Source organism: Lysinibacillus sp. BNK-21 (genome assembly GCF_048684915.1).
In the GTDB taxonomy this organism is placed as follows: Bacteria; Bacillota; Bacilli; order Bacillales_A; family Planococcaceae; genus Lysinibacillus; species Lysinibacillus capsici.
Genome location: NZ_JBLQTS010000001.1, coordinates 1,422,792 through 1,438,783 on the forward strand (window position 1 = coordinate 1,422,792; position 15,992 = coordinate 1,438,783).

A 15,992-nucleotide genomic window follows, 5' to 3' on the forward strand; every position below is an offset into this window, starting at 1 on the left:
GCTGGCTACCCCCTCTTTTTTAAGTGATTAGAATTGTAGGTGTTTTTCAATATATGCTTTTACTTCAGCAATAGGCATACGAACTTGTGTCATAGAGTCACGATGACGTACTGTTACTTGGCCATCCTCTTTTGAATCAAAATCATATGTGATACAGAATGGTGTACCAATTTCATCTTGACGACGGTAACGTTTACCAATTGATTGTGATTCATCAAAATCAACAGGGAAGGCTTTACGCAGTTCAGCCCAAACATCTGTAGCTTCATCAGATAATTTTTTAGAAAGTGGTAGCACAGCAGCTTTAAATGGAGCCAGAGCAGGGTGGAAACGTAAAACCGTACGTTTATCATCACCTTCTAGTTCCTCTTCATCATAGGCATCACACAAGAAAGCTAATGTTACACGATCAGCGCCTAATGATGGTTCAATACAATAAGGAACATAACGTTCATTTGATACAGGATCAATGTAAGTGAAATCTTCACCAGAGTGCTCCATATGTTGTTTTAAGTCGTAATCTGTACGATCTGCTACACCCCAAAGCTCTCCCCAGCCAAATGGGAATTTGAATTCGATATCTGTTGTAGCGTTAGAGTAGTGAGATAGCTCATCATCCTCATGGTCACGAAGGCGCATCGAATCTTCTTTCATGCCTAGGTTTAGTAACCAATTTTTACAGAATTCTTTCCAATATGCATGCCATTCAAGGTCTTCACCAGGTTTACAGAAGAATTCAAGCTCCATTTGTTCGAATTCACGTGTACGGAATGTGAAGTTACCCGGTGTAATTTCGTTACGGAAAGATTTACCGATTTGTGCGATACCAAATGGTGTACGTTTACGCATAGAACGTTGAACGTTTTTAAAGTTCACGAAAATACCTTGTGCCGTTTCTGGGCGTAAATAAATTTCATTTGTAGAGGATTCCGTTACACCTTGGAATGTTTTAAACATGAGGTTGAATTGGCGAATATCTGTGAAATCAGCCTTTCCGCAATCAGGGCATACTACGTCATATTTAATCATTGTTTCTTTCATTTGGTCGAATGTCATACCATCAACAATGATTTCATCGCCTTTCGCTAATGCAGCGTCTTCGATAATTTTATCTGCACGGTGGCGGGCCTTACATGATTTACAGTCGATCATTGGGTCATTGAAGTTTCCTACGTGACCAGAAGCAACCCAAGCTTTTGGATTCATCAAAATAGCAGCATCAATACCTACATTGTATTCAGATTCCTGAACAAACTTTTGCCACCATGCTTTTTTAATATTATTTTTTAATTCGACACCTAGTGGACCATAATCCCACGTGTTTGCTAAACCTCCGTAGATTTCAGAACCAGGGAAGACAAAGCCTCGATGCTTCGCTAAAGATACGATGGTTTCCATTGATTTGTTAGCCATAAAATAGCCTCCTTTAAATTTTTAATACGTTGTTTTAGCGGTAAAAACGCCATAGTTTTTTCATTCAGTTGCAACTAAATGAAAATAGCACCCGTCTCCGGGCACATTGTATGCCCAGGGACGAGTGCTAATACCCGCGGTTCCACCCTGATTGTTTTAAACGAGTAGTTTAAAACCTCTTTTCAAAAAGTTAGCTCAGGGAGTGCCTTTTCTCTGTTGCTGTGTAGACTTTCACCATCTTCTACTCGCTATAGAATGGAACAGATACTTTTTTCCCATCATCGCCTGTATAACGCAATTTGCTCGAAAATACTGATAGAGCAAGCGTATGTGTCAATATTGTAGCATGTAGTTCTTTAATTCGCAATAATTATTAAAATAGTATATAATAATTGAGCATAAGTATAACACTATTAGATTTGAGGCGGTGAGTCCAATCGAACTCAATAAACGTCAGGAAGACATATTACAAATTGTGAAAGAAAATGGCCCTATTACGGGGGAACATATTGCCGAACGTCTCAATCTGACAAGAGCAACTCTAAGACCGGATTTAGCAATCCTAACAATGGCAGGATTTCTGGATGCAAGACCAAGGGTTGGTTATTTTTATTCAGGTAAGAAGGCATCTGTTACATTAATAGATAGTATTCACAATTTAAAAGTGAAGGATTTTCATTCAGGGCCAGTAGTTGTCCCTGAAACAATGACGGTTTATGATGCAATTTGCTTTATGTTTTCAGAAGATGTTGGTACACTCTTTGTCGTAGATAAGAATGAGTTTTTGACAGGCGTACTATCTCGCAAAGATTTACTGCGTACAAGTATTGGCACGCAGGATTTAAATAAAATTCCAGTACATATTATTATGACGCGTATGCCAAATATTTCGTACTGTGAAAGATCAGATTCTTTAATTGTTGCAGCGAACAAACTTATTGAACGTGAGGTTGATTCACTACCAGTAGTTGAACCGCAAGAGGGTGGTTTAACGATTGTTGGTCGTCTTACAAAAACAACGATTACACGGGCTTTCTTATCTCTTGCACAAAATGTCTAAATGAAGGAGAGCTGCATGAAAAGACTACGCGTATTTGTTGTATCTGATTCTGTCGGTGAAACTGGTGATCAAGTTGCAAAAGCGGTTATTAGCCAGTTCCGACCGGGTCTTGAAAATACTGTGATTCGTCGATTTCCACATATTCAATCAGAGGAGCTTATCCGTAAAATTGTTTTTCTTGCTTCGCAACAGCGAGCATTCATTGTTTATACACTTGTTCGCCAAGAAATGCGTAAATTATTACATGATTTATGTGAACAAGAAAAAATTCAGGCTGTTGATATTTTAGGGCCAGCCTTACAATCAATGGCAGCTTTTATGGAAGAAAATCCATTGGAAACGCCTGGTATTGTTCATCTGCTGGATGATGATTATTTCAAAAAAATTGAAGCGATTGAATTTGCGGTAAAATATGATGATGGTAGAGATCCAAGAGGATTATTACAGGCTGATATTGTACTAGTTGGTGTATCACGAACTTCTAAAACACCACTATCACAATATTTAGCCCATAAAAAATATAAAGTGGCGAATGTACCTTTAGTGCCAGAGGTAGAACCACCAGAAGAGCTATTACAGATAGACCCTAAAAAATGCTTTGGATTGATTATTTCCCCTGAAAAGTTAAACTCAATTCGGAAAGAAAGATTAATGTCTCTCGGCTTGAATGATGATGCTATCTATGCACAGCATGAAAGAATTCTTGATGAGATTCAGCATTTTGAAAAAATTGTCGGTAGAATAGGTTGTAAAGTTATCGATGTGACAAATAAAGCTGTTGAAGAGACAGCAAATACGATTATCGAACATATTTTGACCTGTAAATAAGGATAGAATTTTAAACCACCTCGGTTAGCAGAGGCGGTTTTTTTGAGTGGATTTTGAAAATGGTATAGATAAAAACTAATTTTTGTTTTATAATAATAAAATTGTGGTAAAAATATTTATAAGAGAAAAATCCTAATTTTTTGTCGAGAAATAAAGGAATTTTAAAACGAATAGCGAATTGTGTTTCTAGAACGCAAATATTAAAGATGGTGATGGATTTGGCAGGGAAGATTCCAGAAGAAGTAATTGAGCAGATTCGCACACAATCAGATATCGTTGATGTTATTAGTGAATACATGCAGCTTACTAAGCGTGGGCGAAATTGGTTTGGTCTCTGTCCATTTCATGGAGAGCAAACACCGTCTTTTTCTGTATCTACAGACAAGCAAATTTTTCATTGCTTTGGTTGTGGTGCAGGGGGCAATGCCATTACTTTTGTAATGGATATTGAAGGCATTTCTTTTCCTGATGCAGTTGTGAAACTTGGGGAACGTGTTGGCATACACTTAGATGTTGAGCCAAGTTTCCCTGGAGGAACGAAAAAGATATCTAAAGCGGAAGAAAGGATGAAAGAAGCACACGCTTTTGCAGCAGATTTTTTTCATCATTTACTGTTGAATACAGAAGATGGTGAAGAACCTTTAAATTATTTGCTAGAAAGAGGATTTACAAGGGAACTTATCGAATCTAATAACATTGGTTGGTCTCTCCCAAGCTTTGATGCATTAACAATATTGCTTGAAAGAAAAGGTTATAACTTACAAGAAATTGCCGAAAGTGGCTTAATCATCAAAAGAGAGGGAGAAGAGCGTTATTTTGATCGTTTTAGAGGACGTATCATGTTTCCTATTCGAGATGAGAATGGTAAAATTATTGCCTTCTCAGGACGTATCCTTTCATCCAATGGTGAGGAAGCAAAATATTTAAATAGTCCAGAATCACCAATTTTCCAAAAAAGTGAAGTGCTGTATAACCTAGATAAAGCACGAACTTCTATCAGAAAAAATCGTCAAGTAGTATTGATGGAAGGATTTATGGACGTTTTAGCAGCCAACTCTGTAGGTGTCATGAATGTTGTTGCGACAATGGGTACTTCGTTAACAAATCAGCATATCACAAAGCTAAAGCGCTTAGTAGAGCAAATTACGATTTGCTATGATGGTGATAATGCTGGATTTGATGCAGCGAAACGAGCGGCGCAGCTACTGCATACAGAGCGATTGAAAGTCGATATTGCCGTGTTGCCAGAAAAATTAGATCCTGATGAATACATTCACACTTTAGGTGGACAAGCATTTAAGGAACAAATTTTGGAAAAACCTCATGCGTATATTGCTTTTATGATGATGCATGCTAGACGCAATAAGAACTTTCAATTTGAAAATGATACGCTTCAATATATTCAAGAAGTTCTTGAGCAGCTAGTGGGAAGATCTTCACCAGTTGAACGAGATTTGTATATACGACAGCTATCAAATGAAACAAACATCTCGGAAGAAGCCATTTATGCCCAATTCCGAAAACTGGAGGCTAATCAGGTACGTTCTGCTAAAGTAGAAATGCCTACACAGATACCTTCAATGCCAGTCACGCAACAACAAAAGCCTATGGACGCAGCCGAACGTGCCGAACGTTTATTACTGGCTCATATGCTTCATAATATAGATGTAGTGGACAGGGTATTACGTAGTGAGCAAAAAGAGCCATTTGTACGAGATGCCTATATGGCAGTTTTTGTTCGCTTAGTTGGATTTTATGAGGAGTATGGTCATCCTGATTATCAACGTTTTGTGGAAATTTTGGATGACGCTGAATTACGAAAAATTGTCATGGAAGCGGCTTTAGTTGAGCGAGATCCAGATCAAGCAGAGGCAGAGGTTATGGACTCTATCCGTCAGCTTCAAAAATATAGAATTGAGCAAGAAATTTATCAAAAGATGCATGAGTCAAAGGAAGCGGAGAAGATGCATGAGTATGCACGTGCACTTGAAATCGCCCAACAGATTATTCATTTAAGAAAATCGTTATCGGCGATTTAACCCGATTCGGTTGTTTAGAAGGAGGAAGGTTTATGGCGGACAAGTCAGAACGTTCAAAAGAGATAGAAGTAGAAATTACATTAGATGATGCAAAAAAATTCCTACAAGAAAAAGCAAAAACAGAGGGTGAAATTTCAATGAAAGAAATTTCAGAGAAACTAACACCTTATGAATTGGAAAACGAAGAAATTTTCCATTTTGCTGAGGATCTTGAAAAGCATAAAGATATTCAAATCATTGGAAAAGAAGAATTTGAAGAAGAAAGTCTAATGAAAGAAGAAGCGAACGAAGAAACTTTCGACTTAAATGATTTGAGTGTGCCACCAGGTGTTAAAATCAATGACCCTGTACGTATGTATTTAAAAGAAATCGGCCGAGTAGATTTATTATCTGCTGAGCAAGAAATTGCACTTGCTGAACGTATTGAGCAAGGGGACGAGGAAGCGCGTAAACGCCTTGCGGAAGCGAACTTACGTCTAGTTGTATCGATTGCAAAACGCTATGTTGGTCGTGGAATGCTATTCCTTGATTTAATTCAAGAAGGAAATATGGGTCTTATTAAGGCTGTTGAAAAATTCGATTATCGTAAAGGATTTAAGTTCTCGACTTACGCTACATGGTGGATTCGTCAGGCGATTACACGCGCAATCGCTGACCAAGCGCGTACGATTCGTATTCCTGTTCATATGGTCGAAACCATTAATAAATTAATACGTGTACAACGTCAACTTTTACAAGATTTAGGTCGTGAGCCTTCTCCAGAGGAAATTGGAGAAGAAATGGATTTAACACCTGAAAAAGTACGTGAAATTTTAAAAATTGCACAAGAACCAGTATCTCTTGAAACACCAATTGGAGAAGAAGATGATTCCCATTTAGGAGACTTTATCGAGGATTCAGAAGCACAATCTCCTTCCGACCATGCAGCCTATGAACTGTTAAAAGAACAATTAGAAGATGTACTAGATACGTTAACAGACCGTGAGGAAAACGTACTTCGTTTACGTTTTGGGTTAGACGATGGTCGCACACGTACATTAGAAGAGGTTGGGAAAGTCTTTGGCGTAACGCGTGAACGTATTCGTCAAATCGAGGCGAAAGCACTAAGAAAATTACGCCATCCTTCTCGTAGTAAACGTTTAAAAGACTTCTTAGAATAAAATTTAAAATAGCTGGAGCTATCCAAGTAGTGAGAAAATGACTAATTGGTATAGCTCCTTTTTTATAGAATTGAAAAGTCAACAAAAAGAAATTAGCCTTGCTATTCACCTATCGATGCTATGCAATCATAGATAATTAGAATGAGGGAAATGCTAGATTTGCGACTTTATACAGATGTGTTTTCAAATAGTGTGAGATAAAATTGTAATACAACCATTATTAAGCAATGTTTGGAGCTAACACTATGACAAATCCTCGCAAAAAAATAATCCTTAATGAAATTTTGTTTTGGAAGCAAAATAAACTTTTACCTGAGCACTATTGTGACTTTTTAGCAGCTCTTTATACGGAGGGGGCTGACATAGAGGAGTTAGAACCAGTGCAACATCCTAAACAAGCGGTCTTGCCATCAGAAAAAAGAAAAATGATCCTATTGGTAGTGGGTCTATGTATCGCCATAATGGCTGTTTTGGCACTCTATTTTACAATGCAATCTTTAACATTGATTTTTACAGTAATCGTGGGAGTAGGTGCATGCATCTTATTTATTGCTGCGTGGCAAATGGCTCGAAAAAAACATCTACTAGCTCCCATTTTTCATGTACTAGCGGCCATCCTGTTATTTAGTATGTCGATCCGCATTTGTACTACATATTTTAGTGGAAATAATACGGTTTTATTTTGCTTGATTGCAGCAAATTGTGTCATTTGGCTTTTGTCAGGTATTAAAATGAAACTTCTATATTTCACAGTCTCAGGTGCTTTAGGATTAATAGCACTAGTTGGGTACTATATCATAAATTTATCCTGATTTAGCAAATGGTATTTCTATCGATGTACAAGGAACTCCATCTACTAAATCAGGTTAGAAACTTAATTGATCTTTAGTGTTTATATAAAACCATAATTTGTGACAATTTATCTATAATAGGGTCAGTATCATGTTAAAGTTTTTACCTCAGAAGATTCAAAATCTGTACGCTAATTAAAAACGTACAGATTTTTTAATTTTGGGTATATCAATGAGTGAAAAGGGTATGATAACAGCATAAATATAATGAAAAAGAAATTGTATAAAAGGATAAATTTGACCAATTTTGGATGTTGGCAAGACATATTTTATCCAATAGATACAGAAATGTCGAATTTGTTACAAACAAAGGAAAACTTAGCGAATAGGGCTTTTCGTTTCTTTGTTAATGAAGTACAATATTAGATGTTGACTGATTCTATATTATAATAGAAGTAGACTTAAAATGAGGAGGGGAAACTTATGAAAAACAATCCAGTCGTTCCTTACATCTTAATTCTGGCATTTGGTATTGGTCTTATTTTCTTCATGTCTTTACAAGGTGCAGATAACAAGAAAGAAATTGCTGCTGAACATGAGGGTGGTGGCGAAACTACTACAGAAACAACAGATGCAGAAGCTGATGGTTCAGCACTAGTACAATCTTGTATCGGTTGTCATGGTGGTGACTTAACTGGTAGTATGGGTCCAAATCTACATGGCTTAGATGAAGCACATATCGTAGAAGTTTTAACAAAGGGTATCGAAGGTACTCCAATGCAACCAAACATGAAAACTGAAGAGGAAGCAAAAGCAATCGCTGAATACATTTCTACTTTAGAATAGTAAAACTGACAAGTAGCTGTACTGAAATAGTACAGCTACTTTTTAGATTTAAGCATCATGAAGATGGGGTTGTCCACATAGAAATGTGAGACAACTCCATTTGTTTTTTTTCACGACATCATCCATACTATTAATGGACTCTATTGAAGATAGGCGGTATAAAAATGAACGCACAAAAACTTTCAAAGCGATTAGAAGCAGTAGCGAAATTTGTTCCTACAGGAGCAGTCATGGCGGATATTGGTAGTGACCATGCCTATCTACCATGCTATTTAATTCACAAAGGGACTGCCTCATATGCCATAGCAGGGGAAGTTGTAAAAGGACCCTATGAATCGGCGGTAGGACAAGTACAGAAGGAAAACTTAACTGAAAAAATTACAGTACGCCTTGCAGACGGTTTAGCAGCGATAGAAGAAGCTGACCATGTGGATACGGTGACAATAGCTGGCATGGGTGGACCATTAATTGTTTCCATTCTAGAGAAGCATCCAGAAAAGCTTCAAGGTGTCACACGTCTAATCCTACAGCCGAATATTCACGCCAAGGTTATCCGTGAGTGGGCTTTAGCACATCAATGGGCGATTCTTGATGAAGAGATTTTAGAGGAAGATGATAAAATCTATGAAATCCTTGTGTTACAAAGAGGGCAAATGGAGCTCTCTACAGCAGAGATTTTGTTTGGACCTAAGCTAAGCCTGCGTAAATCACCAGCATTTACGAAAAAATGGTTGCGTGAAAAAGACAATTGGCAACGTGTACTACAATCCATTGAAGGAGCAGAACAAACACCTGAAATTGAAGAAAAGCGTGCAGAGTTAACGGCTCTGATACATTTAGTAGAAGGAGTTTTGTAAGATGAAAACGGTAAATGGCCAAGAAGTTATTCAAGTGTTCGAAGCATGGTCGCCCAAAAAACTAGCTTGTATGGACAATGATCCAATTGGACTAGCGATAGGGACCCTCAACAAACCTGTAAGTAAAGTTTTGGTGACGTTAGATGTCAATGAAGCCGTGGCAAATGAGGCAATAGAAAAAGGCTGTGAGCTGATTATCGCACATCATCCACCAATCTTTAGACGCCTAGCGAATATCCGCACAGATCATCCAGCAGGGCGCTTATATGAAAAGCTCATTAAACACGATATTGCTGTATATGCCGCTCATACAAATTTAGATGTAGCCGAAGGTGGGGTAAATGATTTATTAGCAGATGCCCTACAGCTAAAAAACCGTTCAATATTAGAAGAAACGTATGCTGAGAATTTGTTGAAGCTGGCAGTCTTTATACCAACTGCTAATGCACAAGCATTACGTGAGGCGCTTGCAAAAGCTGGGGCGGGTCGTATTGGCGACTATGAAGCATGTAGTTATACAACGACTGGAGAAGGTCGGTTCCGTGCATTAGCAGGAGCTAATCCGTTCGTTGGCTCTGTTAGTGAATTACATGTGGAGGAAGAAGTAAAGGTAGAAGTTGTTTTTCCTGAATCCATTAAAGGCCGCGTGTTAAAGGCCATGCTTACTAGCCATCCTTATGAGGAGCCTGCCTATGATGTGATACGTCTTGAGCAGCAAACAAATGTGATGGGATTAGGGCGTGTAGGTTACTTAACAAAGGACATGACGTTACAACAATTTGCTGAATTCGTTAAACAGCAACTAGATGTGCCAGCTGTGCGTGTAGTGGGTGATTTACAATCGAAGGTCAGCAAGGTTGCGCTTGTTGGTGGAGATGGTAATAAATATATCTATGCGGCAAAACGTGCAGGAGCTGATGTTTTCTTAACAGGCGATATGTACTTCCATACAGCTCAGGACGCACAAGCCATTGATCTGCAAATAGTAGATCCTGGTCATCATGTAGAAAAGGTAATGATTGCAGGAGTAGCAAAAAAAATGGCTGAACTATGTGAGGATAAAAAATACTTGGTTGAATTCATCCAATCAACGATCCATACAGAACCATTTTTATTTGTATAAGTGAGGGAACTAATATGGCTAATGAAAGACCAGCTGGTAATAAAGCAGGCAAGCTATGGATCATGATTGGTTTATTCATCGTTGTTTTTGGTATTGGTATGACGGTGATGACCAATATGGTCAATGATAAGAAAATCGATGCAATGACACAGCAATGTGAAGATGATGGTGGACAAGCAATTGTAGCAAAGGAGAAAAACTTTTTATCCACTAGCTACTCATTTGAATGTAAACAATGAGATGGGGCTGAACGCTAGCAGTACTAGTGTTTCAGCCTTTTTGAATGCAAGGAATCTATGAACAGTGATAAGATGTAGATAAAATTGATTAACAGAAGTGGAGAGAGTTGTCTTGTTTATTCGTTTATCTAAAGATCAGCAGGAAATGATTCTTGCTGATATTCAACGTTTTTTTTATAATCAGCGTGATGAAGACATTAGTGAATTTGAAGCTGAACGTATGTTAGATTTTATCAAGGAGCATATTGCCCCCTATATTTATAATGCTGCCTTGTCAGATGCCAAGTATGTTGTGGAAAGACAATACGCCTCTATTGAAGAGGAATTAGAGGCATTGGAGCAGCCCATTAAAACAAAATAATCCTCTTTATCCCTCTAGATTAAATATTTGACAGGAAAGAATGGTTGATGATACCTTAATCTTGAATTAGAGATAATTCAATTCTAACTATTCAGAGCTAATTAACGGGTGATGAATAAAGGGATATTTTTCTGACCAAAATGGTTACGAGTGGCGAACACGTACGATAAACCGTGATGGAGTCACAAGAATGGATGATAAGAGGAGGCGTCATATGTTAAAAATCGGTATTATTTTAGGAAGTACGCGAGAAGGTCGTGTAAGCCCACAAGTTGGAGCTTGGGTAAAGGAAGTTGCGGAAAAACGTCGTGATGCGGAATATGAAATAATTGATATCGCTGAATTTAAATTACCATTTTTAGGGGAACCAGGTGGAGATACTTCTGGGGTAGCTGCATGGTCAGAAAAAGTAGCAGCTTGTGACGGCTTTGTCTTTATTGTTGCTGAGTACAATCACTCCATTACAGGTGCATTAAAAAATGCATTAGATTATTTACGAGTTGAATGGAACAATAAAGCTGCTGGTATCGTCTCTTATGGTTCTGTTGGAGGTGCGCGTGCAGCAGAGCATCTACGAGGAATTCTTGGAGAATTGCTAGTTGCAGATGTTCGAGTACATCCAGCATTATCATTATTTACTGATTTTGAAAACGGCTCTGTCTTTAAACCAAAAGAGGTGCAAGCAGATTCAGTTCATCAAATGTTAGATCAGCTTGTGCCATGGTCAACTGCTTTGAAAACAATTCGATCCTAAACTTAAAGCTTTGATTCAGACGGCCGCTTTCAGAAAGCGGTCGTTTTTTGATGAGGTAAAATCCATTAATGTTTGATTTCTTCAAGGACTTTTTCCTTTAAATCATTCTCCATCGAAGATAGTTTTACTGTATTGGTGAGGCGCTCTTTTAGTTCTTTATCTGTCATAATGCCACGTTCCTCTAAGATTTGTACAAGCAGATTTAATGTCAGTATATTTTTAATATCCGCTGCTTTTGATGCCATTTAAAACCCTCCATAATGATAGAATTACTACTTCTTAAGTGTACTCCTTTTTGAGAAGCATGACACAGAAAGGACAAAACAAAGCAAATTTATTTCGCGTCCCGGAATATATAGGGAAAAATAAGCGATACAAATTCCATTATGAAAAGTGGAGATACTGTAGGGACACTGCATTTTAATATGAAAAGTATGTGCTGTTTCAAACTAGAAAAGCGAATATTGTAGTAAAAGGGGACATACCTTCCTATCAGGAGGGATTCAATGGGTAAACGGTTTGGGCTTGTCATCGGACTGTTGGTAGTCATTATATCTATGTTGGTCCTATTTGATAGATTTGCAGGAGAGAAAAGGTCAGAAGCAAATAAAGAGGCTCAATCGCTTATAACAAATGAAGAGTTGAGTCTGGTTCGATTGAAGGATAAGCTACTTGAAAAGTATGTCGGCATTGACGTTAAAACGACGGAAGAAAAGGAATTAGTAATCCAAGTTGTAGGCGGAGAAGACTATTTCCAGTCAATTAAAAAAGATATGGAATCCATAGCAAAAAATGCTTTAAAAACGTCTCCCTTAAAGGACTATCCCATAGTTTTTGAAAGATGGGAGTTTACCTCCTTGCTTGATAACAACAAGATAATGGGGGATGATATGAACCTTTTGATGGAAGATTTAATTGCGGGCTTAGAAGCTTTTGACGTATATGAATATTTAGTTATTGAAAATCGAACAACCATTACCATACAAACAACGATAAAGGGCGCTACGCATGAGGCACTTGAGTTAGCTTTAAGGATGGAAGAAGCCATCAAGAAGATTGTACAAGCAAAAGCATCACAAAATGCTTCCTATGTTATTAACATATTAAATGCCCAACGAGAAAAAATAAATTAGCTGTGTAGAAAAATAACATAGGATTAAGGCATCGAGATTTTAATGCTCGATGCCTTTGACATGTTTAAAGCAGCTATGTAGTTGTTGCAAAGAGAGCTTGATAAAGAGTTGCTAGGAGTGCAACAAAGCGCATATCATCCGCATGGAAAAGCTTAAACTGTATACCTATCTGTACTAGCTCAGTCTCAATAGAGCTTGCACTCGCAATCTTTTCATCATTGCAATATAAATAAGCAGTAGAGGTAAAATCCTTTTCAAAACGAAATTCTAAATCGTCCATTGTAAATGAATAAGAGGATTCTAATAATTGCACTGTTTTCCGTTGAATGGGTATCAAGCTGCCATCAGGCATAACAATTTGATGGCTGACTCCTTTTGTTAACAGGGTAGATTGTACTTGAAAAAGTGGTGCACCTAAAGTAGTTCGTGTCTCATAACGGTACGGTAATGTTTGCTGTGCAGCTACCAGCAAGACAGCATTCAGTACTTTACCAGCAGAGGTACGCTCCATTTTTTGAAGTACACATACTGTTTCGTTCTGTTCATTCACGATTGGAATATCAGTGAAGCTTTTAAAGCCCTTCGGATAGGTAAGTGTAAAAGTTGTCATAAAGAAACCTCCAGTCATTATTTATACGAGTAGGTAGTCGATGAGGTTTCAAGAAACTAGCTCTACGGTGTTTTTTATCTACTTGCCTCTTTATAAATAAAAGAACAGGCTGCTGAAGTAGCAAATTATTTCCGCTTTCAGCAGCCTGTTCATTTTATGACATTTGGGTATGACCGGATAGAGCACGCTTTTCCTGCTCTGTATCAAATTCTTTTTCCATTTTTGACACGACCACTGTAGCTACACCATTACCAATTAGATTTGTAACTGCACGTGCTTCTGACATGAAACGATCTACGCCGATTAAAAGGGCAATCCCCTCTACTGGGATCATCGGGAAGGCTGCTAATGTTGCTGCAAGTGTAATAAAGCCAGAGCCTGTTACACCAGCTGCCCCTTTAGAAGTAAGCATTAAGATGGCTAATAGCGTAATTTGATGCCAAACATCTAAATCCACACCATAGGCTTGCGCAATAAAGATAGCAGCCATTGATAAGTAAATGGATGTTCCATCTAAGTTAAATGAATAGCCTGTAGGAATCACCAGCCCAACCACTTGCTTTGAACAACCATAGTTTTCAAGCTTACGCATCATGGAAGGTAATGCAGATTCAGATGAAGATGTTCCGATAACGATAAAGATTTCATCTTTAATGTACTTGATAAATTTAAAAATACTAAAGCCAAAGTAATGGGTAATCAATCCAATGATCACAACAATAAAAATGAACATTGTAATGTAAACAGATAGCATTAAAAATCCTAAGTTTCCTAATGATTTAAGTCCAAAATTTCCGATTGTATAACTCATGGCACCAAACGCACCAATAGGAGAAATTTTCATCACCATGTTAACGATTTTAAAGAAAATATCTGCAACTTGCTCGAAAAATTTAATAACAGGTTTAGCTGGTTCTCCAATCGCCGCCGCAGCTAGTCCAAATAAAACAGCTGAGAACAAGACTGGTAATAATTCACCATTTGCTAAAGCACCAACTACATTTTCAGGAATAATTTGCATAATAAATGCACCTAAACCATGCTCTGCAGCCGCCGCGTCTGTATATTGTGAAACATCAGCACCGCTTGCTGCATCTGTATTAAAACCTTTACCTGGTTGAACAATATTGACAACGATTAAGCCAATTGCAAGGGCAAAAGTTGAAACAATTTCAAAATAAATTAAAGCTTTTCCACCAATTTTACCAACCTTTTTGACATCCCCCATGCTACCAATGCCGATTACGACTGTTAAGAAGATAATTGGTGCTATTAACATTTTAATAAGTTTAATAAATATATCCGCCAAGATTTTGAGCTTTGCCCCGAATTCTGGGAATGTTGCTCCGACGATAATCCCTAGTACAATGGCAATCAATACTTGTACTGTTAAGTTTTTAAAATTTATCCGCATATAGTTCTCCCCCTACAACATCTATGAATATTGTGTGAACGCTTTCATGTGGTTATCATAGCTGAAATTTTCCGACAATAGTGTTTATGACCGTAATGGTTGTATTGTTCATTTTGTTCATTCTGAGAGAAAGGGGTATTAAGGCTAGTAATATCAAGGGTTTTAAGCTGTTTTATAGTAGTTATGAGATTCGCGAATCTATTATAATACAATAGAAAAAATCCTTACGTTTTGTAAGGATTTTTCATTAATGAACAAAAGTATTAGGGATCAACGATTTTTTCAATCTCTGCTAAGATTTGATCGTTTTGAATATGGGCTCTATAAAAATCATAAACAGGTGCAAGTTGTTCCTTAAAGCGCTGTCTTTCTTGGGGACTCATTGTATACACATCAAAATCATCTAGCTGTTTCAACTTGTCCATATCTTGTTCATTCATAAGTTCAGCCTGCTCAAATTGCCAATCGGTTGTTTCTTTCATAGCATCCAACAACTGATGCTGAATTTTGATAGGTAGAGAATTCCAAAAGGTTTCATTCATTAACACAGCATAGCCTAAAATCCCATGCTGAGTGATAGTCATATGCTTTTGTACTTTGTAAAAACCCTTTGAATAGATATTAGAAGCGGTATTTTCTTGTGCGTCTATTGCATGCTTCTCTAAATCCGAAAAGACCTCACTAAAAGAAATAGGTATAGGTGTTGCTTTGACCACTTCAAATTGCTTTTCTAATGTTTTACTTGGCATCGTACGCACTCGTAAGCCCTGTAAATCTTCAAAAGTATGAATAGGCTGCTCAACAGAGGTTAGATGCTTAAACCCATTGTACCAAAAGCCAAGCCCTTTAATATGGAACGGCTCTAGCTCATTAACCAATTGTTCACCAATAGAACCCGTTAGGACTTCCTTTACTTCCTCATTTGTATTAAATAGAAAGGGTAAATCAAGCACCTGCCAATTAGGAACATAAGCCGTCATTTTAGAAAAAGTAGGGATGATCATTTCCACTTCTCCCTTTTGCAATGCCTGAAATTCATTTTCATCATTAAATAAAGAGGAGTTGGAGTAAACATGTACTTTGACCTTCCCGTTTGTTTTTTCTTCTACTAGCTCAGCAAATTTGTTGGCAGCTTGGCCTTTAGGGGTATTTTCAGCGACGACATGACTTAAATGAATTGTTATCTGTGTGTCTAAACCCTTTTGCTCATCATCATAGGGAAGTGGCTTGGCGAATAGTAATCCTTGTTGAACACTGATAGTGAGGATTAACACAAGCACAGTTATAATCGTACCAATAATAAATTTTTTCATTGTATACACCCAATTAATTCGTATTTTCTGATGTTTTTGTTATTCTAACAT

Annotated in this window: 17 protein-coding genes; 12 read left to right on the forward strand and 5 right to left on the reverse strand. The window is 37.6% G+C overall.

Annotated features, from left to right (window positions below):
* Positions 1–27: 27 nt before the first annotated feature.
* The gene (locus ACMGGO_RS07180) at positions 28–1,413 is read right to left on the reverse strand and encodes a glycine--tRNA ligase (RefSeq protein WP_004227145.1); all 1,386 of its coding nucleotides are present in this window, start codon (positions 1,411–1,413) and stop codon (positions 28–30) included.
* 427 nt (positions 1,414–1,840) lie between these two features.
* On the opposite strand from ACMGGO_RS07180, the gene ACMGGO_RS07185 reads away from it, so the two are divergent.
* From ACMGGO_RS07185 to ACMGGO_RS07235, 11 genes are all read left to right on the forward strand, one after another.
* The gene (locus tag ACMGGO_RS07185) at positions 1,841–2,473 is read left to right on the forward strand and encodes a helix-turn-helix transcriptional regulator (RefSeq protein ID WP_004227151.1); all 633 of its coding nucleotides are present in this window, start codon (positions 1,841–1,843) and stop codon (positions 2,471–2,473) included.
* Between the two features lie 15 nt (positions 2,474–2,488).
* On the forward strand, positions 2,489–3,301 hold the full coding sequence (locus tag ACMGGO_RS07190) for a pyruvate, water dikinase regulatory protein (RefSeq protein ID WP_066036445.1): 813 nt from the start codon (positions 2,489–2,491) through the stop codon (positions 3,299–3,301).
* A gap of 206 nt (positions 3,302–3,507) precedes the next feature.
* On the forward strand, positions 3,508–5,340 hold the full coding sequence (gene dnaG, locus ACMGGO_RS07195; RefSeq protein WP_083225209.1) for a DNA primase: 1,833 nt from the start codon (positions 3,508–3,510) through the stop codon (positions 5,338–5,340).
* 32 nt (positions 5,341–5,372) lie between these two features.
* Positions 5,373–6,500: an RNA polymerase sigma factor RpoD gene (rpoD, locus tag ACMGGO_RS07200; protein WP_004227165.1), complete on the forward strand. Its 1,128-nt coding sequence runs from the start codon at positions 5,373–5,375 to the stop codon at positions 6,498–6,500.
* 245 nt (positions 6,501–6,745) lie between these two features.
* Positions 6,746–7,312 carry a hypothetical protein gene (locus tag ACMGGO_RS07205; protein ID WP_004227167.1) on the forward strand — a complete coding sequence of 189 codons (567 nt, stop codon included), beginning with the start codon at positions 6,746–6,748 and terminating at the stop codon, positions 7,310–7,312.
* Between the two features lie 462 nt (positions 7,313–7,774).
* Positions 7,775–8,137 (forward strand): cytochrome c550, encoded by a 363-nt coding sequence (gene cccA / locus ACMGGO_RS07210; protein WP_016993532.1) that lies wholly within the window; start codon positions 7,775–7,777, stop codon positions 8,135–8,137.
* Positions 8,138–8,301: 164 nt separating this feature from the next.
* The gene (locus tag ACMGGO_RS07215) at positions 8,302–8,994 is read left to right on the forward strand and encodes a tRNA (adenine(22)-N(1))-methyltransferase (protein ID WP_048392198.1); all 693 of its coding nucleotides are present in this window, start codon (positions 8,302–8,304) and stop codon (positions 8,992–8,994) included.
* A 1-nt stretch (position 8,995) separates the two neighbouring features.
* On the forward strand, positions 8,996–10,117 hold the full coding sequence (locus ACMGGO_RS07220; RefSeq protein WP_374805260.1) for a Nif3-like dinuclear metal center hexameric protein: 1,122 nt from the start codon (positions 8,996–8,998) through the stop codon (positions 10,115–10,117).
* A 14-nt stretch (positions 10,118–10,131) separates the two neighbouring features.
* On the forward strand, positions 10,132–10,356 hold the full coding sequence (locus ACMGGO_RS07225; RefSeq protein WP_048392200.1) for a hypothetical protein: 225 nt from the start codon (positions 10,132–10,134) through the stop codon (positions 10,354–10,356).
* A gap of 112 nt (positions 10,357–10,468) precedes the next feature.
* Positions 10,469–10,717 (forward strand): DUF2164 domain-containing protein, encoded by a 249-nt coding sequence (locus ACMGGO_RS07230; protein ID WP_048392201.1) that lies wholly within the window; start codon positions 10,469–10,471, stop codon positions 10,715–10,717.
* 214 nt (positions 10,718–10,931) lie between these two features.
* Positions 10,932–11,471 (forward strand): NADPH-dependent FMN reductase, encoded by a 540-nt coding sequence (locus ACMGGO_RS07235; protein ID WP_048392202.1) that lies wholly within the window; start codon positions 10,932–10,934, stop codon positions 11,469–11,471.
* 65 nt (positions 11,472–11,536) lie between these two features.
* Here ACMGGO_RS07235 and ACMGGO_RS07240 read toward each other — a convergent pair whose 3' ends face one another.
* Complete coding sequence (locus ACMGGO_RS07240) at positions 11,537–11,716, reverse strand: hypothetical protein (RefSeq protein WP_054550103.1); 180 nt, start codon at positions 11,714–11,716, stop codon at positions 11,537–11,539.
* A 261-nt stretch (positions 11,717–11,977) separates the two neighbouring features.
* On the opposite strand from ACMGGO_RS07240, the gene ACMGGO_RS07245 reads away from it, so the two are divergent.
* Complete coding sequence (locus ACMGGO_RS07245) at positions 11,978–12,604, forward strand: hypothetical protein (RefSeq protein WP_066036443.1); 627 nt, start codon at positions 11,978–11,980, stop codon at positions 12,602–12,604.
* Between the two features lie 73 nt (positions 12,605–12,677).
* Here ACMGGO_RS07245 and ACMGGO_RS07250 read toward each other — a convergent pair whose 3' ends face one another.
* The 3 genes from ACMGGO_RS07250 to ACMGGO_RS07260 all read right to left on the reverse strand — a co-directional run bounded on the left by ACMGGO_RS07250 (position 12,678) and on the right by ACMGGO_RS07260 (position 15,941).
* Positions 12,678–13,214, reverse strand: a complete 537-nt coding sequence (locus ACMGGO_RS07250) for a hypothetical protein (RefSeq protein WP_048392205.1) — start codon at positions 13,212–13,214, stop codon at positions 12,678–12,680.
* 154 nt (positions 13,215–13,368) lie between these two features.
* Positions 13,369–14,628, reverse strand: a complete 1,260-nt coding sequence (locus ACMGGO_RS07255) for a dicarboxylate/amino acid:cation symporter (RefSeq protein WP_048392206.1) — start codon at positions 14,626–14,628, stop codon at positions 13,369–13,371.
* 263 nt (positions 14,629–14,891) lie between these two features.
* Positions 14,892–15,941: a TRAP transporter substrate-binding protein gene (locus ACMGGO_RS07260; RefSeq protein WP_016993522.1), complete on the reverse strand. Its 1,050-nt coding sequence runs from the start codon at positions 15,939–15,941 to the stop codon at positions 14,892–14,894.
* Positions 15,942–15,992: the final 51 nt, after the last annotated feature.